A 21,296-nucleotide genomic window follows, 5' to 3' on the forward strand; every position below is an offset into this window, starting at 1 on the left:
TACCAATAATAAAAGGCTTAGTAAAATGGGTTCAGCAAGTCAACCAATGCTCGTCGTGAAATATAACCGCTCTTTGTTGAAAAAGAGACGAGGCTATAAAGATATACGCGAGGCATATGAGTCCAACTTGAATGAAACCCAGCTCAAATTCAAGGAACTAACACCTTTACAACAGAAAAAAATTAGAGATAAAATCATCGAGCAAGCAAAAAAGGACAAAATACAATCAATACAGCACTATTTGATTGCTATTTTCCTGACCATTTTATTGGGGTTTGGAGCTTATTCTCTCTTTTCTTAATCAACAACAACCTTGTAGGTAGGGTCTTCCAAAACATTGACTTCGATAATGTCGTCGGCATTGGCCAACAAACGCCTACAGTCGCGGCTCAAATGCTTCAAATGTACCTTTTTGCCCACTTTGCGATAGCGCTCCGTGATTTTGTTCACGGCTTCAATGGCGGACATATCCACCAACCTACTTTCGGCAAAGTCGATGACCACTTCGTCAGGGTCATTCAATACATCAAATTTTTCGGCAAACAAAGTGGTACTGCCAAAGAACAACGGACCATAGATTTCGTAATGTTTAACCCCTTCATCATCAATGCTTTTTCTAGCCCGGATACGCTTGGCATTATCCCAAGCAAACACGAGTGCGGAAATAATCACCCCAACCAAAACGGCCAAAGCCAAATTGTGAAGGAACACCGTCACCAAGGTTACAAGCACCATTACCAACACATCCGATTTTGGCATTCTGCGGAAGGTTTTTAAACTCGCCCATTCAAAGGTCCCCAAAGCTACCATGATCATCAGACCGGTCAGTGCTGCCATGGGTACTCTTTCAATCAAACTGGAACCGAACATAATAAACACCAAAAGCATCAAGGCTGCTACAATCCCCGACAGTCGTGCCCTTGCACCATTGGACGTATTGATCAAACTTTGTCCGATCATGGCACAACCACCCATTCCAGAGAAAAATCCAGAAAGAATGTTTGCAGTTCCCTGCGCCACAGCTTCTTTATTGCCCCTACCACGGGTTTCGGTAATCTCGTCCACGATGTTGAGCGTTAGCAAACTTTCTATCAAACCAACACCTGCCATAATTGCGGCGAAGGGGAATATAATCTGTAAGGTCTCCCAAGTAAGGGGAAGATCAGGTATATGAAAAGGTGGGAAGGTTCCCTGAATGGATGCAATATCACCAATGGTCCGTGTATCCAATCCCAAGAAAAACACGATTCCAAACACCAAAAGGATGGCTGCCAAGGAGGCTGGAACCACTTTGGTCAATTTAGGAAGTCCCCAAATCACTACCATGGTCAACAACACCAATCCCAAGAAAATATATAAGGTGCTTCCGCTCAACCATTCCCCGTCCACAGTTTGAAATTGACTTAACTGCGACATAAAAATAATTACTGCCAAACCGTTCACAAATCCGAAAATCACGGGATGGGGCACCAACCGCATCAATTTTCCCAACCGAAGCACTCCGGCCAGCAACTGTAAAATACCTGCTAGGATTACAGTGGCAAATACGTATTCCACCCCATATTGCTGAGCCAAGGTAACAATAACAACCGCCACAGCTCCCGTAGCCCCTGAAATCATTCCCGGTCTACCGCCCAAAATCGAGGTGACCAATCCCATAACAAAGGCGGCATACAAACCAGTGAGGGGCGACAAACCTGCAATAAAGGCAAATGCGATGGCTTCGGGCACTAAGGCAAGTGCCACGGTAAGGCCCGATAAAATTTCTGTGCGGTAGTTTACTTTTTGGGAAAAATCAAAAAGGTTGAGATATTTTTTCATGGCTTCAATCTTGAAGCGCGCAAAAGTAACACTATTAACGGCAAGACCCTAATGACCCGAAAATTTTTAAGGATTTGATAATCTACCAGTTAGTGAGGCCCAATAACTTTTCTCCCAGTGGACTTAATTTGGCGGTATCGTATTTGGTCTGTTCCCATTTCCGCGGATCTCCCGGAAAGGCATAGCCTTCGGGAGCAATTCTATTTTTCCACGAATTGATGCGCCATTGCCGCATTTCTTCGTTGTCTTCCTCCGCAGGCATCATGGAAATGTATTGTGCTATCCGCACTTTGTCGCCGGATTTGTTTGGCCGAATGCCGTGGGGCTGTGTGCTGTTGAAAATCAAAAGGTCTCCTGCCTCTAGTTTCACTTTCACAATTTTATCTTCCAACCCGGTTACATCGGGCTGAAAATGGTCACGTTCTTCGGGCTGGGTCTGCTTCCATGTTTCATAGTTTCGGTACAACCATGGAATGCATTGAAATCCGCCCATGTTTTCATCGGTTTGATCGGCGAGGGCCAATACACCTTGCACATTTTGGGGTTTGGTCTCGGGGTCGTAGTCCCAATGGATGAACCCTTTTTTGTTCTCTCCTGGACGTTGGGGCATATTGAGGTTGGCGCGATCGATGGTGACCCATAATTTTTCTGTCCCCCAAATGTCCACAAAGGCATCGTACACTTTGGGTGTTTGTCTGTTGTTCCATAAATGTTGGTGATTGTACACTTCCACCATTCCTGTTCCGGTAAGCTCTTTCATTTTCATCTCTGCTCTTGGCGGAGCATACCAGGTTTCAGGATCGTTCGGGTCCTTTTCGTCAAACTCCCATAAAAAATCGGCAGTTGCCTTGGCCTGTTCTTTTGGAACGGCATTTTTGATTACGATGTATCCATTTTCTATCCAAAATGCCCAATCCTCTTCGGAAAGTACCCGTAGTGGTTTGCCGTTGGACCTATCATTTAATTTTGTTTTACTGCTCGTGGCGGTGGAGGGATTTCCGGGTATGGCCTCGTGGGCCTTGTTCGCCATCTCTGTATGTTGCTGCATCATTGTTCTTTGCTTTACTACTTAAGGATGAATCAAAACTAGTGGAAGCGCACTGGGGTTTCTACCCTAACATTGACCAATATTTGAACTATTTTGATTTTTACTTCTTATTTTTGGTCATATTAAAGCAATAAGATGAAAATTCAGTTGGAAAACATACAGCCCAATGACAAGAGCTCCTTCCATCTATTGCACAATCCGAAGTTGAACGATCTTTTTTTCTGGCACTTTCATCCCGAATTTGAATTGGTCTATATTGAAGGGGCCAACGGAAAGCGTCATGTAGGTCGCCATATTTCCAATTTCAAGGGGAGCGACCTTGTACTGATTGGTTCCAACATCCCCCATTTAAACTTTGACCACGGCATCAAAACGGAGTACCACAAGGAGGTCCTGCACATTAGCGCTTCGTTCAAGGAGAAGGTGTTTACCGAAATCCAAGAACTGGAAGATGTGTACGGGCTATTGGACAGGTCTCAGCATGGCATTGCCTTTTATGGTGAAACAAAACAAACGGTGGGATCCCTCATGAAACAATTGCAGGGCATGAACCGGTTTGATCAATTATTGAAAATTCTGCGGTTGCTCAAACTATTGGCCCAGAGTGAGGAGTACATCCTTTTGCACGACAACCCGATTATCAACAACAAAGCCAACAAGCAACAAGAACGTTTGCAAAAGGTATATTCCTATATCGATGAGCATTATTCCCGAAAAATAGCCTTGGAGGATATTGCAGCGTCCATAAACCTTGGGAAAGAGGCCTTTTGCAGATATTTTAAAAAGAATACGGGGAGTACTTTTACCAACTTTTTGAACCAATATCGGATTACGCAGGCCAAACGAATGTTGTTGACGGGCAAGAATATAGGAGAAACCTGCTACGAGTGCGGGTTTGAAAGCTTGTCCTATTTCAACCGGACCTTTAAAAGGATAAGTGGTGAAAACCCTTCGGACTATAAGAAAAGAAACCGCTAAAAAAAGAACCGCCCCGAGCACAAATGCCCAAGGCGATTCTTAACTAAATAACCAACCAAAAAAACTGTTTGTATGGTCGAACGTAAATGTTCTTCCTTACATATTCCGTTGACGGGTAACGTTCATTACAGGATTGTTGGTTTTTGAACGTTTTTTACCTGTTCCGCCACTTGATTTCAAATATTGGATGTATCCTCTTCCTGTAAATTCATACACCGTTCCGCTGGATACATGGTACAACTCTATGGTACTATCATTGATAACGTACAACTCAAAATAATCATTGCCCAAATAGTCATAATCGAGTGTTAAAGTTTTTAGGGTGGCATCATTGGCCACGTCGTACACTTCATAATCCCCTTGGTAATCCCATTGAATACTGTTCAAAGGAATACCGGCCATATCCACCGAGGACCTAAAATACCCATCCCCGTCAGCAAAAAACTGCAAATAGTTTTCCTCATCGAACTCGTTCAAGGCTCCAACTTCACTGGTAAAAGTTTTCTCCCATACTTGATATTCCTGTAGCAAATAGTGGATATTGTCATAGAACACCCTATCGTAATCAAAGTTGTTCCTTTGATACCCTTCCAAAATATAGGAAGTATCGGAGCGGGGATCGTAGAGTTCCAAAGTATTTTTGTCCAACGGGAACACTTCCAACAACCAAAGGCCGTCCACATCGTGGTCGATTTCCACCTGACCGCTAAAAGTGCCGTATGCACCAATATCAATACCCAATCCGTTTCCTGTTTTTCCCAAACCGGAAAGATTGTTGTTGGCGTAAACGATGCCCCTATCGAACGAAATGGTAAACGCCCGTTGCAAAAAGGGCACTTCCCCGCCACCACGGGTTGCATTAATATCGATATACCAAAGGTCGTACGATTCCAAAACCAGGGCGGTAGTGATAGGTGGCTCCACCATCAGGTCATCTTCCACAATAACCTCGGTGTAGCAAGAACTGGCCAATACGCCTATCAGTAAAAATCCGAAAAGTAGTTTTCTATGTTTCATAATCGAGGTTTTAAGGTTCCTTATACCTAAACCAAGCAGCGTGCCAAATTTGTTAACTGTTTGATAATCAATCAAAAACACTCTGATTGATTTATTTTTTAGCTTTACATCCTAATTTGGATGCATGGGAGACAAACTTAATTTTGGGGTTTTTGGAGGTGGAAGCTGGGGTACGGCCATTGTAAAGATGCTGACAGAAAATTTAGACCACGTACATTGGTATATGCGGAGCGATTCTGCGATTCGACATATTCAAAAAGAATGGCACAATCCCAACTATCTGAGCTCTGTGGAGTTTGATGTGGACCAGCTGGTAATGAGCCATGACATCAATACGATTGCCGAAGCGTCCGATGTGCTGATTTTTGCGATTCCCTCCGCTTTTTTGGAAAGGGAACTTCAAGCTTTGACCGTTCCATTGAAGGATAAGATTATTTTTTCGGCCATTAAGGGTATTGTTCCGGAAAGCGGCCGCATTGTTGGGGAGCATTTTAATGAAAAATACGGCATCCCTTTTGAAAATATCGGGGTCATTACAGGACCCTGCCATGCCGAAGAAGTGGCCTTGGAGCGCTTATCGTACTTGACCATTGCCTGTGCCGATGCCGATAAGGCAAAAATGGTGGCCAAACACCTGAAGAGCGACTATATCCGCACCAAAATATCGGACGACATCATCGGTACGGAGTATGCGGCCATGCTGAAAAACATTTATGCCATTGCCGCGGGCATAGCCCACGGGCTGGGTTATGGGGACAATTTCCAAAGTGTGTTGATGAGCAACGCCATCCGCGAGATGAAACGTTTTATTGACCGAGTGTACAAAATGAAGCGAAACATCAACGCCTCGGCTTATTTGGGCGACCTATTGGTAACGGGATATTCCACTTTTAGTAGAAACCGTATGTTCGGAAATATGATCGGGAAGGGCTACACCGTAAAAAGCGCCATGATGGAGATGAATATGGTGGCCGAAGGCTATTATGCTACCCAAAGCGCCCATAACTTGATGGAAAAACTACAGAAGAAGTCCAAAACTCCGATTATCAACGCTGTGTACCAAGTGCTCTACAAAAACAAGAACCCCAAAAAGGTGTTTGAAAAGTTGACGGAGAAATTGGATTGATTTAAAGCTTATACGAAATCTTAAACATCACAATTCGGGGCAAAATTGCCGTGGATTGGTCTCTGATCAAAAAATCAGAAAAGGAGTTTTCCCTTTTAAACCTGACATTGAAAAGGTTGTTGGTCAATATTTCAAAACCCCATGGACTGTCTTCTTTTTGATAAAACAGCGAGGCATTGGCCACATCAAACACGTTACGCAAATTTTGCCCTTGATTTACAAACTCAATCCGTTCAAAATCTGTTTTAAGATGAAAATCGTTGAAAAACACGTAGTCCAGATTTGCAAAAAAAGTTGAGTTGGTAAAAGTGTTTTTATTCGACGAAGTGGTGTAGACCGAGGGACTTATTGTATAGCCCAACTCCACATTGGGCCAATTTTCGAATAGCGTCTCCATCTTCCCCGTAGCGGAAATGGATCGGGAGAGGTTTTTGGAAACATTGTCGTTTACCAATTGAAAAAACTCATTATAACTGCCCCTGCTTTCAAGACTAAGCTTTACGTTGTTGCTTCGTTTTCCGAATCTAAAATTGGCATTCAAGGAGTTTTCAGGCTGGTTGAACATGGTATAGGTCACAAACTGGTTAATGCCTTCCAATACTGTTGCATTTTTAATGCTCTGCGTTCGTTGGTTATAGGTCAATCCTGCATTCAAGTTTAAGCCTCGGAACAGGCTAAACTTGTAATAATTCAGGGAATACGTATGGGTTCTACCGTTTTGCAGATTGGGCAAGCCCAACCGTACCGCATTGAACCCCCCTAACATAAAGTTGGCTCCCAACTGTTCCATACTGGGAAACTGCAGTTGTTGTTTGTATTGAAATCGCAGTTTTTCACTACTGTTAAATTCGGCTTCCGCGTTAAAAGCTGGCAACAATACCTGTGTGCTGTTGGTGGTGGAAAGCTCCTCTTGGTCGTTGTCCCAGATGTAATTGTGGTAAAACAGTCCCGATTTAACGGTGAAAATACCTGTCAAGAATTTATATTCCAGTCCTAAGAACGCATCATTGAACCTGTACTCAATTTGGTTCCCAAAGCCATTGTCCGAAAAATTATTTATGGTTCCATCAGAAAGCTGTTGCCTCTCAGCACTCGTAAAATCATCGAACCTAAAATTGGTGCCAAAAGTGGTGTAGATGTGGTTAAAGTTATTGAGCACCCAATAATCCTTGATGACCAAATCAAAAGAAGTGGTCTGGGTCTCTTTCTGTTGAACTACCTGATAGGAATTGTCCTCTTCCAATGGAAGTAGGCCCGGCAGAAATAGCTGGTCCGTTTCCCAGGTGTTGTTGGGCCTGTTTTGTTGAAATGCTGCGGAAGCCTCCAAACTTAATGTCTGTGCCCGTGAAAATCGTTTGCTGTATTCCACATTTTGTTTGAGCTCCAAGGCAGACACATCTTGCAACGTATTGAAGAATGCATTTTGGTTCTCGCTTTGGGTTAAGATGCTACCTTGCCCCGTATTTTCCGTAAGCTTCACAAACGAGTTAAGGGTCACGTTTTCATCGCGGTTGGGTTCATGCTCTACGGTCGCCTTTCCTATCAAAAAGAAGTTGTCGTAATCGTTCTCTTCCGTTCGGTTCTCGTTGAGAATACCATCGGAATTGTTATATATATTTAGGGTGTTCGTTGCTGTCTGCGTGCTGCTGCCATTGGCCAGCACATAGCTGTTGATGTCTGTTTTGGAAGAGACCGATTGCCTAAGGTTGAAGGCCCCAAAACGATTGGTGTTCGCCCGAAAATCCGTATTGTTCAAGAATTGGGAGAAGTCGTCCCTACTCAACGCGAAGTAGCCCCCAATATCGCCAATGAGTTTTCCAAACCCTCCATTGAACTCCAAATAATCGGAAAAGGTGAAGCTTTTGATACCTATATTGTTCAAGTCGCCAATAAAGTTGATATTGGTCTTTGGGCTGTAATAGAACAGATTGGGATGTACTAAATAGCGGTCCTTTACGCCACCTCCAGCTTCCATATCGCCAAAAGCGAACTTTTTTTTGTCCTCCTTAAGTTTGATATTTAGCGCCAATTCATCGGAATCCTGCAGTCCTTTGAGAAACCCAATCTTGTTGTAGTTGTCCAATACTTGAACCTGATCTACGGCATCGGCAGGAATATTGTTTACGGCCAACTTGCTGTTGCCCGTAAAAAAAGACTTGTCCTCCACCAGTACCTTGGTCACTTTTTTGCCCTGTGCAGTAACATTGCCTTCGCGGTCCACCTCAATGCCAGGTAGTTTTTTAAGTACCTCGCGCAGTTTGCGTTCCTCGCCGGTAACAAAAGCATCGGTTTGATAGGTTATAGTGTCCTCCTTTACTTCAATCGGGATTTTATATTCCAGCACCACCTCATCGAGCTCATTGTTTCTGGGGAGCATTATCAAGTTTTTGGTCTCATCTTGGGTGGCGGTATGTTCAAAAACAAGTTTTTGGTAACCCAGATAGCTCACTTCAATGGAGTAGGCCACCTCCTTTTCCAAGCGCAGAACATACTCGCCCTTATCGTTGGTAATGGCAAATTGGGTACGCTCATCGGCATTTTTAGGGAATGCCAAGATATTGGCGTTGGCCAATGGTGTATTGGTACTATCCGAAACAACCCCGCTTAGGTTAACATTTTGCCCAACTAAGTTGGTGAAACTTAAAAAAAAGGTACCGATAGACAGTAATAGTATTTTCAACTAAAAAAGGTAATTGTTATGGAATAAATAAAATCAACATTATTTAAAACTCCGAAATTTTAAAAAACTCTTTTGCCTTTTTTTCCACTATACTATCATATTGCCTTTCGGTCACAACCATTCCTTTTTGCTTTTCAATTTCATACTGCGAATCTATAGTTGCATCGAAAACAATTTCCTTGGCTTCCAAGCTAATTTTACCATTTTGAAGCTCCAAGATAAGTCCAGGAAGTCCAAAATAGCCTGCTGGACCATAATACCCCGGCAATTCTGGAGAAAACCATGCAATCACGTCGGAGGTAAAAACACCCTTGGGATTTGCTATGGTGTCCACCGTAGTGGCTTTTATGCATTTATAGTCACCTATGTACTTATGTTCTTTCGCATCAATTTTCCACTTTTTTTGCTTCATTTTAACCTTAAACTGAGTTCCTGAAAATTCCCGTAAATTTAAATAAAGAGAGTCGTTGAGGTTTGTATAGAAAACTCCTCCGGTGCCTCCGTAGGAGGAAGCAAATTTTCGCATAGAATTCAACCCCTCTCCAAGTTTTAACGATTTCATTTCTTTAAATAGAGCATAATCTCCATAAACTTCCAAAACATAGCCCAAGGTCTTCATTTCGTCAGATATCATTTTGTTAAACCTTGAAGTCGCATCATTTATATCCTGTACAAGCGTACTATCAATTAATCTATCGGGTTTTTTGATATAGGAGACGCTCAATATTCCATTAGATTGAGAATATAGGGATTGATGGATTATAAAACTTAGAAATAAAGAGAGGGTATTGAAGTATAACCTAAAATCCATATAATTAAATTAAATAACCCATTTAGTCCATTTAAAACCCTACCAACCGCTTCCCAACTTGGATAAAGCCTTATCCCCCTCCTTTTTATATTCTTCCTCGGTAATAGTTTCAATATTATTTGGCCAATCTATTTTTACTTCTTTTTTGGGGTTTAGATCAACTTTGCTCGCCGTGTAAGTGGCTATCGGCAATTGTAGCTCCAAAATAAGTCCAGGCAAATTGCCAACATGTTCGGTTGGACCATAAGAAAAAGGAATCTCTGGGGCATACCATGCTATAGTATCTTCATTTAACCCAGTGTTGGATTTTTCCAGGATGGCTTTGTAACAAACAAACGCACCTATTCGTCTCTGCTCTTTGGTCAATGTCCAGTCTTGATTTTCTATTTCTGACGCTACATTGTATTTGTTATCTTGATATTGAGTTTGTAATATTTGCTGACTGCTATCTAAGTTGGTAAAATAGGTACCCTTAGCTGTAAGATATTTCACAAACTCATCCATTTCCTCAAAATCCGAAATGCTGAGTCCTCTTTGGTGCTGAAAAACACTTGTTTCTTGGTTGAAGAATAGTTCCAATTGAATATTCTTGGCGGCATCGGCTGTCAATTTATATATAAGCTCCAATTGTGGAGATACTTTCTTCCCTTTTACCCCACCGTCATAAAAGTCCTGCATACTAACTTGGTACAAAATTCTTCCGCTTTTAATCTGAGCGAAGGTTTGATTGGTCCCAAATAGAAAAGCAACAATAAATATTAGGCTATATTTTTTCATATGAAATATTTTAAGCAGTATGACCTAAAATTAAGGTCATACTGCCTTTGACTGATTACATCATTTGACATAGCGCATAAGCAACGGTAAAAGCCTTTCCTGCAACAAAACCATCTTCAGATTTGCTATAAATGTAATTCGCATAATCAAATGCAATTCCTTCACAATTAACTAGTATTTCGACACTAGCAGCATTCAAACTATTTCAGCTAAAACATTATTCCCTAAAAGTATTGCCAATCGATTCTAATCAGGCATTCTTACCTTTACCATTTTCTTGAAAATACTATCATACTCTTTTTGTGAAATAACCTTTCCTTTCAACATTTTCTGTTTCTCAGGTTTTTTGTCCCATATCAAATTCTCTAATACTAAACTATACCCTTTAATCTCCAGTTCAAATACCAGTCCGGGTAATCCAACAGCCTCAAAAGGACCATAATTGAATGGGATTTCAGGGCAATACCATGCAACAATATCAAAACTTTGAATCTCAAAATTGTTATCCATGACCCCTCTGCTGCCTATAGCTTTATAGCAGACATTCCCTGATATAATCCTTTTTTCCTTGGAAAGCTCCCAATCCAAATCGGCTATGTTTTTTTTGATCAAGAAGTCTTGGCCTAGAAAACTTGTACTTTCTACAAAATACCCTTCTTTCCAGTTTGTAGAGTATGCTTTGTCAGCACCAAATATGGTCATAGCCATTTTTGAGGCAAAATCTTCCTTGTCGGTTTTTAAATCTTTGACCAAACCGAAAAAAGATGTGGTCTGGTCAAAGATGAGTTCAAACTTCAGTTTTTTTGCCTGTTTTTCGATTTCATCAAGTTGTTGTTTATAGGCACTTTGTTCAATCTCTTTATCAGAATCAAATATAATTCTGTAGTACCCAACACCATGGGTATATTGAGCCACCGATAACTTGGCGCAAACCAAAAAGACAAAAAAGAAATGTTTCATTATATAAATTTACTCGAATCCCATACAATCGCCATAGGCGTTAAACCAAGTGTTCCAATAGTCCGCACCCCACTTCAAATACCCATAAGTGGCTATCGCATTTGCATAATCGCCACAAACGGAAAATTCTTCAAAACTTAAAAGGCTCAACTGTTCTTCACTTTTTGCCATTGATAGATTCAAACTAAAAAGCATAATGAATAAAAGAATTATCTTTCTCATTTTCTAAAAATTTAATAGGTTAAGAATTTGTTTCTCCTACCTCATTTCAGCGCCGAAAATGTAAGATTGGGCTAAAACTATATTTTAAAAATGAGACCAAGGGGTAGGAAAACCGCATATTTTTTTACGGTTTTCCGCATATTTTTCATTTGTCTGTCAACCTTTTTTAAACCTTATTTCTTGCAACACCTAGATCAGATGATTAGTAGAAGAATCAAATAGATTTTCTTTTAAGTAAAAAAGGGCAAAAGCAGTAATCTGGACAAATACCTAACTAAGTTTCATCCACCACGTTTTTTAATAGCTGCCATATTGGCGTCAAGCATATCATAATACTTTTCAAAAGTCATTTCTTTTGAGCTCTCCGGGAACTTCATCTCAACCTTTTTTTCCTGTATTTCTTTCAGTTTAAAAATTACATTATCTCGGTACATTTCAAGGATAAGGCCAGGAAGCCCACTATAACCCAAAGGTCCAAAGGAATATGGCAGATTTGGTGCAAACCATGCTTCAATTTCTTCGAGATAACTCCCCAACCTTCGTGTTGTTGTGGCCTTTAGCACTGCAAAGTTTCCTATTTGCTTTGATTCATTGGTTATCTCCCATTGTAATTTCTCGTCTAATGTCAAAACCATGGAGGGATCGGTATTTAGCAAGGCTATTCGCTTAATGGAATCATTAGCTTTTGTATGCCAAATCTGGTTTCCAGAACAAAATCCTGCCGCCAATTCATACATCATGGGGTTGATGTCGTCTCTGACCAATTGTTTAGATTGTTTGAAAATGGATTGATCATTATCAATGAGCAGTTGAAATTCGAAATCAGTCATAATGTCTGCTGCCATACCTGCCATTGTTTTCGCCTCAGCATGTTGCATTTTGTTCAAATCAAAATTTGGTTGAACTGCGTACAAAACTCTGAGTGATTCTTGGCCAAAGAGGGTCCCTGACAGAGTGAAGAAAAAGAAAATTGCAGCCTGTTTATGTTTTAAAAATTTCATGATAAAAAAGTGCCCTAATTTTTATAGCCAAATTCTTTTGATGCCTTTTGTAGAACATATTCATTCAACTTTTCTTCGGTTATCCTAATACCTTGTATGGGTTTTTTAATATGTTGTTCTCTAAAACTTATAGAAGAACAATAATATATGATTCCTTTATCCTCGACTTCCAGTATCAAACCGGGAAGACCAAAATATTGTTTTGGGCCATATGGAATATTTATTTGAGGACTAAACCATGCAATCACAGTCGATTCTTTATTGTCAAATCCCTTGTTTACACCAATAGCTTTTATACATTCAAACTCACCTATCATTTTTCTTTCATCCAAAATCTTCCATCCAAATTCGGCACTATCTGGCTCTACCAAAAACAAATCACCTGCAAATTCTTTCTGAATTATGAGGTTGCCATTGTTTTCATAAAAATAGACTCCTTTTCCTGCAACAATGCTCGCTGCTTCCAGTTGCCTGTCATCGTCAATCCCCATCCCCTTTTCCATCTGATAAATAGATTGGTCTTTTGTAAACCTCAAGCTATAAGTTAAATTGTCAAATACTGGTTCCAGACTTTGAAGAAAGGGTTGCAAACCATCCTGAACATTAGCAAGTTTTACCTTATACGTGGCTAAACCATTGTTCTCTTGGGCATGAACAACTATTCCCGCCAAAACAAAAACAAATGTGGTAATAATCCTTTTGACCATAACTAATGCTGAAATACCCTTTTCATTCCCTCAAAAGTTAATGATTATCGCTCTATTTACCTTACTTAAAACTGCCCAAAATGTCAGATTGCAATAAAAGCATTTTATAAAGTAAGATTGAGGGTTGTGGTTTTCCGCATATTTTCATTTATCCGTTAAATGATGCCCAATTCTTTGGCCCTGTTCACCAAAGCCATCGTATTCCCTTTTTCAATTCCCAGTTTTTTATGCAAGACTCGTTTTCTTTTTTCCACTTTGGACAACGACCAGCACAAATGTCCCCCAATTTCTCTGTTTCGGATACCTTGGGACAAGAGATATAGAAATTTCTTCTCTTCCTTATCTAAATATGCCGCCTCCTCGGATGGGTTCTGCAAAATACGCTGTATGGTCGGTGAAAAGTAATACTCATCTAGCAATAGGTGTTTAATGGCCGTTATCAAATGATATTCATCCACCTCACCTTTAACTAAAAACCCGAGTGGTTTTAGAGTGTGTAGAATTTCTTCCAAACGAAGCTTATCCGTCAAACTGGTCATCACCAATATTTTAGTCTTGAGTTGCTTTTCAACAATCAACCTTCCCAAATCTTCCCCTGAATAGAGGTTCTTTTCTGGATAGGCAGGCATACAAATATCCAAGAAGACCATATCAAAATGAACAGCTTCCTTAAATAATAACTGATATGCTTTTTTGAGGGAATGTGCCTGCTGAACTGTAATTTTTGGAATGGCACCCTTGCATCCTGCTTGTTCCACAATCAACTCGTAACCTTGGCAACTGAGTTGGTGGTCTTCAACAATCAATATGCTTTGAAGGGCCCTCTCGGTGAGGTAATCTTTACCTTTTCTTCCTCTGTAGTCCATCTACAATTAGTGCAATGGCCTTTATGAGGTTAGTAAAGGCGTTTTCGTTTACAAAACTATTTTAAAGATATAAAATTATAAGTTTTGGTCCCGCTCCAACGAAAAATCCGAATGCTCGGTCAACTGGGTATCCAATTCCTTGGAAAAGGCTTCCATGTCTTGCGCAGAATAGTTATAGGCTTTTTGGAACTCCTCGAACACCGGCTCCTTGTATTTTCGAACGCTGTCAATGTCAAAATACAGTCGGCCCGTTCTTCGAATAAAAAAGTCCAGCGGGTTTAGGGCCATTTCGTGCGCCATGGCAAACTGCGCCTCTGCCCTGATCATTCGTTCTTTGGGTTTTTTCCCTTTGATGTTGGCGTATCGCTCCAAAATAGCTTCGGTTTGCTTGCCGTAGGTGGTGACCAAGTACCAAGCGTGATAGTATTCAAATCCATCTTCTTTGAGATCGTCCAAGACCTGATTAATGTATTTGGTTATGTGCTTATACTTTTTAAAGTCGTTTCCGCAAAGCGGAATCTTATCCGTGGTGCAAGCCTTCAATTCGGTTTCGTAATCTTCCTCCATTTTTTTGACGATACGGTTCACCACACGTTCGGCCATTTTGCGGTACCCCGTAAGTTTACCTCCCGCTATGCTGACCAATCCACTATCGGAAGTAAAGATTTCATCTTTTCGTGATAGTTCTGAAGCGGATTTCCCTTCTTCGTGAATCAAGGGACGAAGCCCAGCCCATGACGAAATAATGTCGTCCAACTCCAATTCAATGTCCGGAAACATATTGTTTACGGCAGAAATCAAATAAATGGCATCGGCCAGTTCGGTGGTTACATGGTTCTTGTCGGCATTGTAGTTGGTATCCGTAGTGCCAATGTAGGTGACCTTACCGCGTGGGATGGCAAACATCATCCTACCGTCGGGAATATCAAAATAAACGGATTGTTTTACCGGTAGTTTTTCCTTTGGAAATACCAAATGGACCCCCTTTGTCAGGTGCAATTGTTTTCCCTTTTTGGATTGGTTTACACTGCGCAGTTCATCCACCCAGGGGCCAGCAGCGTTGATGACATATTTGGAGAATACATTGTACTCATCCCCGAAAACCTCATCCGTGAACTTTACGCCAGCTACTTGCTCATCTTTATAAATAAAATCGGTGACCTTGGCGTAATTGAACATCTGTGCCCCAAACTGAAGACTGGTTTTCAAATTTTCCATGGTGAGCCGGGCATCATCAGTGCGGTATTCGGCATAATAGCCCGCACCGTTCAAGATTTTTTTGGGGAGCAGCGGCTCTAGTTTTAGCGCTTCCTTCTTCTCCAGCATTTGCCGTTTGTCGTCCCCAGAAACCTGGGCCAAAATATCGTACACCTTCAAACCGATGGAGGTCAACCATTTTCCATAAGACCCACCTTCGATAAGCGGGAGCAACATTTTTTCGGGCAGCACCAAATGGGGGGCCAATTTGTGCACAATGGCACGTTCCGAACCCACTTCCTTTACCAACCAAAAATCGAATTGTTTTAGATAGCGAAGCCCGCCGTGTATCAATTTGGTGGATTTGCTACTGGTACCCGAAGCGAAATCCCCTTTCTCCAACAACAACACCTTCATGCCGCGAGAAGAAGCGTCCAGGGCAATTCCAGCACCGGTTATTCCCCCACCCACGACCACGAGGTCGTATGACATTTGGGCCGCCTTTTGCAACTGTTCCTTTCGATTTACGTTTGAAAAAACAATGTTCTCGCTCATGATTCTATTGTATTGAATTCGTATTCCCGTTCCACACGGCACACCCGGACTTTATACCAAGAATACCATTGCTGTCTGCCTTGTTTTTGCGCTTGTTTGTGGTCCAATTGGGCCTTCCAATTGGCAATCGCTTCCAAACTCTCCCAATAACTGACGGTGATTCCGACACCATCCCTAGCACTTTCCACATCCAAGAAACCCGGTTGTTTTCGTGCCAAGGTTTCCATTTCTTCCGCCATTTGCGCATATCCTTCGTCATCCGGAGTTCTTAGGCTGGTGAAAATCACCGCGTAATATGGTTTTTGGGGATTCATTTAATTGATGTACTCCTTTTCCAAAAAATAATTTACCAAGGCTTCCTTCATCAAAACCGTTTGCTCCCCGGCCTTCAGCGGTGGGAGTTGTTCCTTGATTTTATAATGTGGCCATCCATCGTCATCAAAAAAGTCAAAATCGTAATACCCATAAGGCTCCAACAGCCTGCAGATGGCGATATGCATCAGATTGACTTTTTCGTCCTTTTTAAATTTACGATGAAAATTTCCCAATTCCTGAACGCCTACCAAATAAATGATGCCATCCAGTTCCAATGGATCACCATCGGAAAATTGGGCCGACAGTTTTTGCACCAACAGCTCCCATCGTTCCCTTAATTGTTCGTCTCTTGCCATGTGTTTTGCAATGAGTACCAAAGGTACAAATCAATATTCTATATTTGTTAAAACCCGCGCATGAGCTTTTTGGATATCATCATAGGAATTCTTTTGATTTGGGGCCTGTACAAAGGGCTGAAAAATGGCTTGTTTGTAGAGCTGGCCTCCTTGGTGGCGCTCATTGCCGGAATTTATGGCGCCATCCATTTTTCGTACATCACGGGCGATTATCTTGCTGAACGATTTGATTGGAGCGACCAATACCTTAAAATCGCTGCGTTCTTAATTACCTTTTTTGCTATTATCATTGTGGTGAACTTGGCAGGCAAATTCCTGACCAAGATTGCCGATTTTGCCATGCTCGGATTGCTCAATAAAATCGCCGGGGGTATTTTTGGAGCTTTAAAGGTGGCCGTTATCTTGGGTGCCTTTCTGATTTTCTTTGAAAAACTCTCTTCTCCTCTCGGACTCATCAATGAAGAAAGCAAACAAGAATCTGTTTTCTACGAACCCATCAAGGAAATTGGAGCCTTGGTGTTCGCTTATGTATTTGATGACGAGGAAACCCTCCCCAAAGAAGAAGTCGAAGCTAGGGAGGAGATTATATGAACGGTACGCTTTTCCCGATGAATTGATAATCTTCCCATACCACGGCACCATCATTATTTCAGTATCCTGTATTTCAACGTGATAATCTACCCTGATGTGGAAATTTTATGGAAACGGACAGGGTCTCCTTTAGTTTAGCAAACGAGAACATTAGGGAATTTAGAACACTCCCGAAAACGACCCCGAGAAATGAAAAAATGTACGAGCACTTTGCTGATCGTAGGATTGGTATTGCTACTTGCAAGCTGTAGCAAATCATCGACAGAAGAATTGGAACAATTGTATACCGAAGCCAGTATTGGAAACGATAAAGTTTCTGTAGATCCCGTAAAAACAGAAGAGGAACTGCTGGATTTGGTCAACGAATACCGAAATTCAATCGGTTTGGAGGCCTTGATCACAAGCGAACCAGCTTACAAATATGCTGAGGATCACAACAATTATATGATCTCCAAAAACAGCTTGAGCCACGATAATTTTGAAGAACGTGCCGCCAGCATCGCAGCGGAAACCAATGCACAAAAAATTTCAGAAAATGTGGCCCGTTTCTACGCATCCGCAGAAAAAACTATGGATGCATGGGTGGCCAGTGCCTCCCATAAGCAAGCTCTTGATGGGGACTTTACCCATACTGCCCTTAGCGTGCAGTTGGACAAGGACGGAAGACCTTACTATACCCAGATTTTTATAAAGATAGACTAATGTAACCCCGTATAACTCACAGCAAGACCCGCCTATGGTGGGTCTTTTTTTTGAATTGCTATGTTGCCACGAGAGATTTTTTTACCTTTCATAAAATCTTTGAACATGGCAATAAAGGCACCTTTTAATCTCAACAAATGGGTAGAGGAAAACCGTGAGACCCTAAAACCTCCGGTGGGCAATAAAAATTTGTACAAAGAATCGGGTGATTACATTGTGATGGTGGTCGCCGGTCCCAATGCTCGAAAGGATTATCATTATAACGAGACGGAGGAACTTTTTTATCAATTGGAAGGACAGATCGAAGTGCATATCCAAGAAGATGGACAAAAAAGAACCATGGAACTGGGACCCGGGGATATGTACCTCCATCCGGCCAAAGTGCCACATTCACCCGTTCGCAAGGAAGGCTCCATTGGTTTGGTCGTGGAGCGCAAGCGCATGGACCTCGATGCCGAAGATGGACTGCTTTGGTTTTGCGATAACTGCAACAACAAACTGCATGAGGTTTATTTTAAACTACATGACATTGAAAAGGATTTCTTAGGTCATTTTAAGCACTTTTACGGTTCGGAAGAACTGCGCACCTGCAACAAATGTGGTACCGTAATGCCCGTTGATGAACGATTTGTAGCCAAAGAAGAATGATTCTCCTTATAGCAAAAATCATCATTGGGATTGTGGCTTTGCTCCACCTATACTTTTTATGGCTGGAAATGTTTGCTTGGACCACAAAGGCAAAAAAGGTGTTCCGCAGCTTTCCCGAAGAACTTTTTGAGCCCACAAAAACACTCGCGGCGAACCAAGGGCTGTACAATGGTTTTTTGGCTGCAGGACTTATCTGGTCTTTGTTGATAAAAGATGGAGCTTGGCAAGTGTATGTAGCCCTCTTCTTTTTGGGATGTGTTGCCATAGCAGGAATCTACGGTGCGGCTACCGCTTCAAAAAAAATATTTACGGTACAGGCACTCCCTGCTTTGGTAGGAATAGCACTTTTATTGGTGCACCTATTCCAGTAAACCGTTTATTCTCTTCAAGATTATTCGTAATATTGTGAAAATATAACAATTCACTCGTAAAAAGTTATAAATGTCAAAAATTGCAACCGCTTTTGGAATCAAAGAAGCCCTGAAAGAACTGGGGCTAAATGAAATAAATAATGGTACTTCTACCGGAAAAAAATGGTTTTCCAATGGGGAGGTGATTGAATCCTATTCTCCTGTTGACGGAGCACTTATCGGAAAGGTAAAGGCCACCACTCAGGAAGATTACGAAAAGGTGATCACCACCGCCCAAGAAGGATTTAAAAAATGGCGAACCATGCCTGCGCCTCAACGTGGCGAGGTTGTTCGACAATTTAATGATGAGCTACGTCGCTTAAAAGAACCGTTGGGAAAACTCGTTTCCTATGAAATGGGCAAAAGTTACCAAGAAGGGCTTGGCGAGGTACAGGAAATGATTGACATCTGCGATTTTGCCGTGGGACTTTCACGTCAATTGCACGGCCTAACCATGCACAGTGAGCGTCCAGGACACCGGATGTACGAGCAATACCACCCCCTAGGCGTGGTAGGTATCATTTCGGCCTTTAATTTTCCGGTTGCCGTTTGGTCTTGGAACACTGCTTTGGCTTGGGTATGTGGGGACGCCTGTATTTGGAAAGGTTCGGAAAAAACACCGATGACCTCTGTGGCCTGCCAGAACATTGCCGCTCGCATCTTTACCAAAAATGGGGTGCCCGAAGGTATTTCCTGTTTGATTACGGGAGATTATCAGGTGGGAGAATTTATGACCAAGGACGAAAGGGTCCCGTTGATTTCCGCTACCGGTTCAACACGCATGGGAAAGATAGTTGCGCAGACAGTAGCCGGACGTCTTGGCAAAACATTATTGGAACTTGGTGGTAACAATGCCATCATTGTTACACCTGATGCGAACATCAAAAATACCGTTATCGGTGCCGTATTTGGAGCCGTGGGTACCTGTGGACAGCGCTGTACTTCTACCCGTAGGTTGATTGTACACGAAGACGTTTACGATAAGGTGAAAAATGCCATTGTGGACGCCTACAAGCAAATACGCATTGGAAATCCCCTCGATGAGAACAACCACGTGGGACCGCTCATCGATAAAGACGCGGTAAACAATTATTTGAACGCTTTGGAAAAGGTAAAAGCCGAAGGCGGAACTATTTTGGTCGAAGGCGGTGTGCTTGAAGGCGAAGGCTATGAAAGTGGCTGTTACGTGAAACCAGCGATTGCGGAAGCAGAAAACCACTTCGAGATTGTACAGCATGAAACCTTCGGGCCCGTATTGTACATCATGAAGTACAGTGGTGACCTTCAAAATGCACTGGATATGCAAAATGGGGTAAGACAAGGACTTTCTTCTGCCATTATGACGAACAATTTAAGGGAAGCCGAACGTTTCCTTTCCGTAGAAGGGTCTGATTGTGGCATTGCCAATGTAAATATTGGTACCTCAGGTGCTGAAATCGGTGGAGCCTTTGGTGGGGAAAAAGAAACCGGAGGAGGCCGTGAAAGCGGTTCCGATGCTTGGAAAATCTACATGAGAAGGCAGACAAACACCATCAATTACACTACCGAACTACCATTGGCGCAGGGAATCAAGTTTGACCTATAAACATAAAAAGCCGCCCATTTTGTAAGTAACACGAAATGGGCAGTCTTTAAAACCAACTTAACTAACTCAAACTTAACTTTAAAACCCTATTTCAATGCCGGATCATTGTCGGGAGAAACAGGGTTCTTAAACTTATTGTCCACTCAAATTTCTATAATTTTCCTTAGGAATTTAAGAGGTATCGTATCAGTGGTCGCAAAAAGTGTATGGTTGGTACCATTTATTTTGTTTCTTGCCTTGGATTTTTCCTACAACTTCGTTTATTTTTTGTTGTCTTGTTGAATTTGAGGCAATTCCGTAGCGGATTTAAGATTTTTGTGCTATTTTAAAGAGCGGTTTTTTGTCACTTATTTGTTTGCCTATGGATTGGGAAAGTTCAACTATTTGGTATTGGGTCATCTTGGTATTTACGGGAATCATTGCAGGTATCCTAGGATACTTCTTTGGCAAATCCGATACTCCCCGAAAAATGGAGAAATCATTAGCGTTGAACGCGCTTGAAATTGAGAATGCCAAGCTAAAGTCGGATTTGGACATCTGCCGGAAAAGGCTGGATTCGCACACGATTCAAACCAAGGAAATCCAACTTAAGGACATTGCACAAACCGCAAAGAGCGACTTCACGTTTAATCCCCTTGAGGCCAAAGCTGCGTTTGGAAAAACCATAAAGGAAAACGATTTAAAGCTTATCGAAGGGATTGGGCCCAAAATCGAGGGACTGTTCCATAATTTCAATATTACCACTTGGAAGGATTTGGCCGAAATCTCTGCCGACAAGTGCCAGGAAGTATTGGATTCGGGTGGTAAACGCTACCGCATTCACGACCCTGCTTCATGGCCCATGCAGGCCAAGATGGCCTACGAAGGTCATTGGGAACAACTATTTGAATGGCAGGAAAAACATCGCGCTGGAAAATATTGAT

General features: G+C 41.9%; 23 protein-coding genes. 9 read left to right on the top strand and 14 right to left on the bottom strand.

The genetic code is table 11. From position 1 onward, the window contains the following. Positions 1 to 25: 25 nt before the first annotated feature. Positions 26 to 301, top strand: coding sequence for a hypothetical protein (locus RBB12_RS01770; protein ID WP_306012552.1), 276 nt, complete (start codon positions 26 to 28; stop codon positions 299 to 301). On the opposite strand, the gene RBB12_RS01775 is transcribed toward RBB12_RS01770, so the two are convergent. Both RBB12_RS01775 and RBB12_RS01780 read right to left on the bottom strand, forming a co-directional pair. Then, positions 298 to 1,821, bottom strand: a complete 1,524-nt coding sequence (locus RBB12_RS01775; protein ID WP_306012553.1) for a SulP family inorganic anion transporter — start codon at positions 1,819 to 1,821, stop codon at positions 298 to 300. The genes RBB12_RS01770 and RBB12_RS01775 overlap by 4 nt on opposite strands. Before the next feature lie 82 nt (positions 1,822 to 1,903). After that, entirely contained in the window at positions 1,904 to 2,872 is a 969-nt protein-coding gene (locus tag RBB12_RS01780; protein WP_306012554.1) for a phytanoyl-CoA dioxygenase family protein, read from the bottom strand. 132 nt (positions 2,873 to 3,004) lie between these two features. Here RBB12_RS01780 and RBB12_RS01785 point away from each other — a divergent pair, with 132 nt between their 5' ends. Then, positions 3,005 to 3,847: an AraC family transcriptional regulator gene (locus tag RBB12_RS01785; RefSeq protein WP_306012555.1), complete on the top strand. Its 843-nt coding sequence runs from the start codon at positions 3,005 to 3,007 to the stop codon at positions 3,845 to 3,847. A gap of 96 nt (positions 3,848 to 3,943) precedes the next feature. On the opposite strand, the gene RBB12_RS01790 is transcribed toward RBB12_RS01785, so the two are convergent. Further along, positions 3,944 to 4,864 carry a nicotinic acid mononucleotide adenyltransferase gene (locus RBB12_RS01790; protein ID WP_306012556.1) on the bottom strand — a complete coding sequence of 307 codons (921 nt, stop codon included), beginning with the start codon at positions 4,862 to 4,864 and terminating at the stop codon, positions 3,944 to 3,946. Between the two features lie 124 nt (positions 4,865 to 4,988). Here RBB12_RS01790 and RBB12_RS01795 point away from each other — a divergent pair, with 124 nt between their 5' ends. Beyond that, positions 4,989 to 5,990, top strand: coding sequence for an NAD(P)H-dependent glycerol-3-phosphate dehydrogenase (locus tag RBB12_RS01795; protein WP_293280838.1), 1,002 nt, complete (start codon positions 4,989 to 4,991; stop codon positions 5,988 to 5,990). Between the two features lies 1 nt (position 5,991). Here RBB12_RS01795 and RBB12_RS01800 read toward each other — a convergent pair whose 3' ends face one another. The 11 genes from RBB12_RS01800 to RBB12_RS01850 all read right to left on the bottom strand — a co-directional run bounded on the left by RBB12_RS01800 (position 5,992) and on the right by RBB12_RS01850 (position 16,437). Next, positions 5,992 to 8,670 (bottom strand): carboxypeptidase-like regulatory domain-containing protein, encoded by a 2,679-nt coding sequence (locus tag RBB12_RS01800; protein ID WP_306012557.1) that lies wholly within the window; start codon positions 8,668 to 8,670, stop codon positions 5,992 to 5,994. Positions 8,671 to 8,713: 43 nt separating this feature from the next. Next, positions 8,714 to 9,481, bottom strand: coding sequence for a GLPGLI family protein (locus tag RBB12_RS01805; RefSeq protein ID WP_306012558.1), 768 nt, complete (start codon positions 9,479 to 9,481; stop codon positions 8,714 to 8,716). A gap of 39 nt (positions 9,482 to 9,520) precedes the next feature. Then, complete coding sequence (locus RBB12_RS01810) at positions 9,521 to 10,258, bottom strand: GLPGLI family protein (protein ID WP_306012559.1); 738 nt, start codon at positions 10,256 to 10,258, stop codon at positions 9,521 to 9,523. Positions 10,259 to 10,504: 246 nt separating this feature from the next. Then, on the bottom strand, positions 10,505 to 11,218 hold the full coding sequence (locus tag RBB12_RS01815; RefSeq protein WP_306012560.1) for a GLPGLI family protein: 714 nt from the start codon (positions 11,216 to 11,218) through the stop codon (positions 10,505 to 10,507). Positions 11,219 to 11,227: 9 nt separating this feature from the next. Further along, positions 11,228 to 11,440, bottom strand: a complete 213-nt coding sequence (locus RBB12_RS01820) for a hypothetical protein (RefSeq protein ID WP_306012561.1) — start codon at positions 11,438 to 11,440, stop codon at positions 11,228 to 11,230. A 281-nt stretch (positions 11,441 to 11,721) separates the two neighbouring features. Next, a complete protein-coding gene (locus RBB12_RS01825) occupies positions 11,722 to 12,441 on the bottom strand; it encodes a GLPGLI family protein (RefSeq protein WP_306012562.1) in 720 nt (239 codons plus the stop codon). Between the two features lie 14 nt (positions 12,442 to 12,455). Next, on the bottom strand, positions 12,456 to 13,148 hold the full coding sequence (locus RBB12_RS01830) for a GLPGLI family protein (RefSeq protein WP_306012563.1): 693 nt from the start codon (positions 13,146 to 13,148) through the stop codon (positions 12,456 to 12,458). Positions 13,149 to 13,303: 155 nt separating this feature from the next. After that, the gene (locus RBB12_RS01835; RefSeq protein WP_306012564.1) at positions 13,304 to 14,014 is read right to left on the bottom strand and encodes a DNA-binding response regulator; all 711 of its coding nucleotides are present in this window, start codon (positions 14,012 to 14,014) and stop codon (positions 13,304 to 13,306) included. A gap of 75 nt (positions 14,015 to 14,089) precedes the next feature. Continuing rightward, positions 14,090 to 15,766: a glycerol-3-phosphate dehydrogenase/oxidase gene (locus tag RBB12_RS01840; protein WP_306012565.1), complete on the bottom strand. Its 1,677-nt coding sequence runs from the start codon at positions 15,764 to 15,766 to the stop codon at positions 14,090 to 14,092. After that, positions 15,763 to 16,080, bottom strand: a complete 318-nt coding sequence (locus tag RBB12_RS01845) for an antibiotic biosynthesis monooxygenase (protein ID WP_306012566.1) — start codon at positions 16,078 to 16,080, stop codon at positions 15,763 to 15,765. The genes RBB12_RS01840 and RBB12_RS01845 overlap by 4 nt, the downstream gene beginning before the upstream one ends. Further along, entirely contained in the window at positions 16,081 to 16,437 is a 357-nt protein-coding gene (locus tag RBB12_RS01850; protein ID WP_306012567.1) for a hypothetical protein, read from the bottom strand. A 60-nt stretch (positions 16,438 to 16,497) separates the two neighbouring features. On the opposite strand from RBB12_RS01850, the gene RBB12_RS01855 reads away from it, so the two are divergent. The 6 genes from RBB12_RS01855 (at position 16,498) to RBB12_RS01880 (ending at position 21,295) form a co-directional block, all read left to right on the top strand. After that, positions 16,498 to 17,028 carry a CvpA family protein gene (locus tag RBB12_RS01855; protein ID WP_306012568.1) on the top strand — a complete coding sequence of 177 codons (531 nt, stop codon included), beginning with the start codon at positions 16,498 to 16,500 and terminating at the stop codon, positions 17,026 to 17,028. A 189-nt stretch (positions 17,029 to 17,217) separates the two neighbouring features. Next, entirely contained in the window at positions 17,218 to 17,730 is a 513-nt protein-coding gene (locus tag RBB12_RS01860) for a CAP domain-containing protein (protein ID WP_306012569.1), read from the top strand. Between the two features lie 105 nt (positions 17,731 to 17,835). Continuing rightward, positions 17,836 to 18,378, top strand: a complete 543-nt coding sequence (locus RBB12_RS01865) for a 3-hydroxyanthranilate 3,4-dioxygenase (RefSeq protein ID WP_293280874.1) — start codon at positions 17,836 to 17,838, stop codon at positions 18,376 to 18,378. Beyond that, positions 18,375 to 18,749, top strand: a complete 375-nt coding sequence (locus tag RBB12_RS01870) for a DUF1304 domain-containing protein (RefSeq protein WP_306012570.1) — start codon at positions 18,375 to 18,377, stop codon at positions 18,747 to 18,749. Before RBB12_RS01865 ends, RBB12_RS01870 begins: the two co-directional genes overlap by 4 nt. 70 nt (positions 18,750 to 18,819) lie before the next feature. Next, complete coding sequence (locus RBB12_RS01875; protein ID WP_306012571.1) at positions 18,820 to 20,373, top strand: aldehyde dehydrogenase family protein; 1,554 nt, start codon at positions 18,820 to 18,822, stop codon at positions 20,371 to 20,373. Positions 20,374 to 20,734: 361 nt separating this feature from the next. Beyond that, entirely contained in the window at positions 20,735 to 21,295 is a 561-nt protein-coding gene (locus tag RBB12_RS01880) for a hypothetical protein (protein ID WP_306012572.1), read from the top strand. Position 21,296: the final 1 nt, after the last annotated feature.

It is taken from the genome of Allomuricauda sp. MMSF_3307 (assembly GCF_030733585.1).
In the GTDB taxonomy this organism is placed as follows: domain Bacteria; phylum Bacteroidota; class Bacteroidia; order Flavobacteriales; family Flavobacteriaceae; genus Flagellimonas.

Excerpts from the sequence above, each read along its gene's own strand:
- RBB12_RS01770 (WP_306012552.1), top strand. The coding sequence starts at position 26 with ATGGGTTCAGCAAGTCAACCAATGCTCGTCGTGAAATATAACCGCTCT.
- RBB12_RS01775 (WP_306012553.1), bottom strand. The coding sequence starts at position 1,821 with ATGAAAAAATATCTCAACCTTTTTGATTTTTCCCAAAAAGTAAACTAC.
- RBB12_RS01780 (WP_306012554.1), bottom strand. The coding sequence starts at position 2,872 with ATGATGCAGCAACATACAGAGATGGCGAACAAGGCCCACGAGGCCATA.
- RBB12_RS01785 (WP_306012555.1), top strand. The coding sequence starts at position 3,005 with ATGAAAATTCAGTTGGAAAACATACAGCCCAATGACAAGAGCTCCTTC.
- RBB12_RS01790 (WP_306012556.1), bottom strand. The coding sequence starts at position 4,864 with ATGAAACATAGAAAACTACTTTTCGGATTTTTACTGATAGGCGTATTG.
- RBB12_RS01795 (WP_293280838.1), top strand. The coding sequence starts at position 4,989 with ATGGGAGACAAACTTAATTTTGGGGTTTTTGGAGGTGGAAGCTGGGGT.
- RBB12_RS01805 (WP_306012558.1), bottom strand. The coding sequence starts at position 9,481 with ATGGATTTTAGGTTATACTTCAATACCCTCTCTTTATTTCTAAGTTTT.
- RBB12_RS01810 (WP_306012559.1), bottom strand. The coding sequence starts at position 10,258 with ATGAAAAAATATAGCCTAATATTTATTGTTGCTTTTCTATTTGGGACC.
- RBB12_RS01815 (WP_306012560.1), bottom strand. The coding sequence starts at position 11,218 with ATGAAACATTTCTTTTTTGTCTTTTTGGTTTGCGCCAAGTTATCGGTG.
- RBB12_RS01820 (WP_306012561.1), bottom strand. The coding sequence starts at position 11,440 with ATGAGAAAGATAATTCTTTTATTCATTATGCTTTTTAGTTTGAATCTA.
- RBB12_RS01825 (WP_306012562.1), bottom strand. The coding sequence starts at position 12,441 with ATGAAATTTTTAAAACATAAACAGGCTGCAATTTTCTTTTTCTTCACT.
- RBB12_RS01830 (WP_306012563.1), bottom strand. The coding sequence starts at position 13,148 with ATGGTCAAAAGGATTATTACCACATTTGTTTTTGTTTTGGCGGGAATA.
- RBB12_RS01835 (WP_306012564.1), bottom strand. The coding sequence starts at position 14,014 with ATGGACTACAGAGGAAGAAAAGGTAAAGATTACCTCACCGAGAGGGCC.
- RBB12_RS01840 (WP_306012565.1), bottom strand. The coding sequence starts at position 15,766 with ATGAGCGAGAACATTGTTTTTTCAAACGTAAATCGAAAGGAACAGTTG.
- RBB12_RS01845 (WP_306012566.1), bottom strand. The coding sequence starts at position 16,080 with ATGAATCCCCAAAAACCATATTACGCGGTGATTTTCACCAGCCTAAGA.
- RBB12_RS01850 (WP_306012567.1), bottom strand. The coding sequence starts at position 16,437 with ATGGCAAGAGACGAACAATTAAGGGAACGATGGGAGCTGTTGGTGCAA.
- RBB12_RS01855 (WP_306012568.1), top strand. The coding sequence starts at position 16,498 with ATGAGCTTTTTGGATATCATCATAGGAATTCTTTTGATTTGGGGCCTG.
- RBB12_RS01860 (WP_306012569.1), top strand. The coding sequence starts at position 17,218 with ATGAAAAAATGTACGAGCACTTTGCTGATCGTAGGATTGGTATTGCTA.
- RBB12_RS01865 (WP_293280874.1), top strand. The coding sequence starts at position 17,836 with ATGGCAATAAAGGCACCTTTTAATCTCAACAAATGGGTAGAGGAAAAC.
- RBB12_RS01870 (WP_306012570.1), top strand. The coding sequence starts at position 18,375 with ATGATTCTCCTTATAGCAAAAATCATCATTGGGATTGTGGCTTTGCTC.
- RBB12_RS01875 (WP_306012571.1), top strand. The coding sequence starts at position 18,820 with ATGTCAAAAATTGCAACCGCTTTTGGAATCAAAGAAGCCCTGAAAGAA.
- RBB12_RS01880 (WP_306012572.1), top strand. The coding sequence starts at position 20,735 with ATGGATTGGGAAAGTTCAACTATTTGGTATTGGGTCATCTTGGTATTT.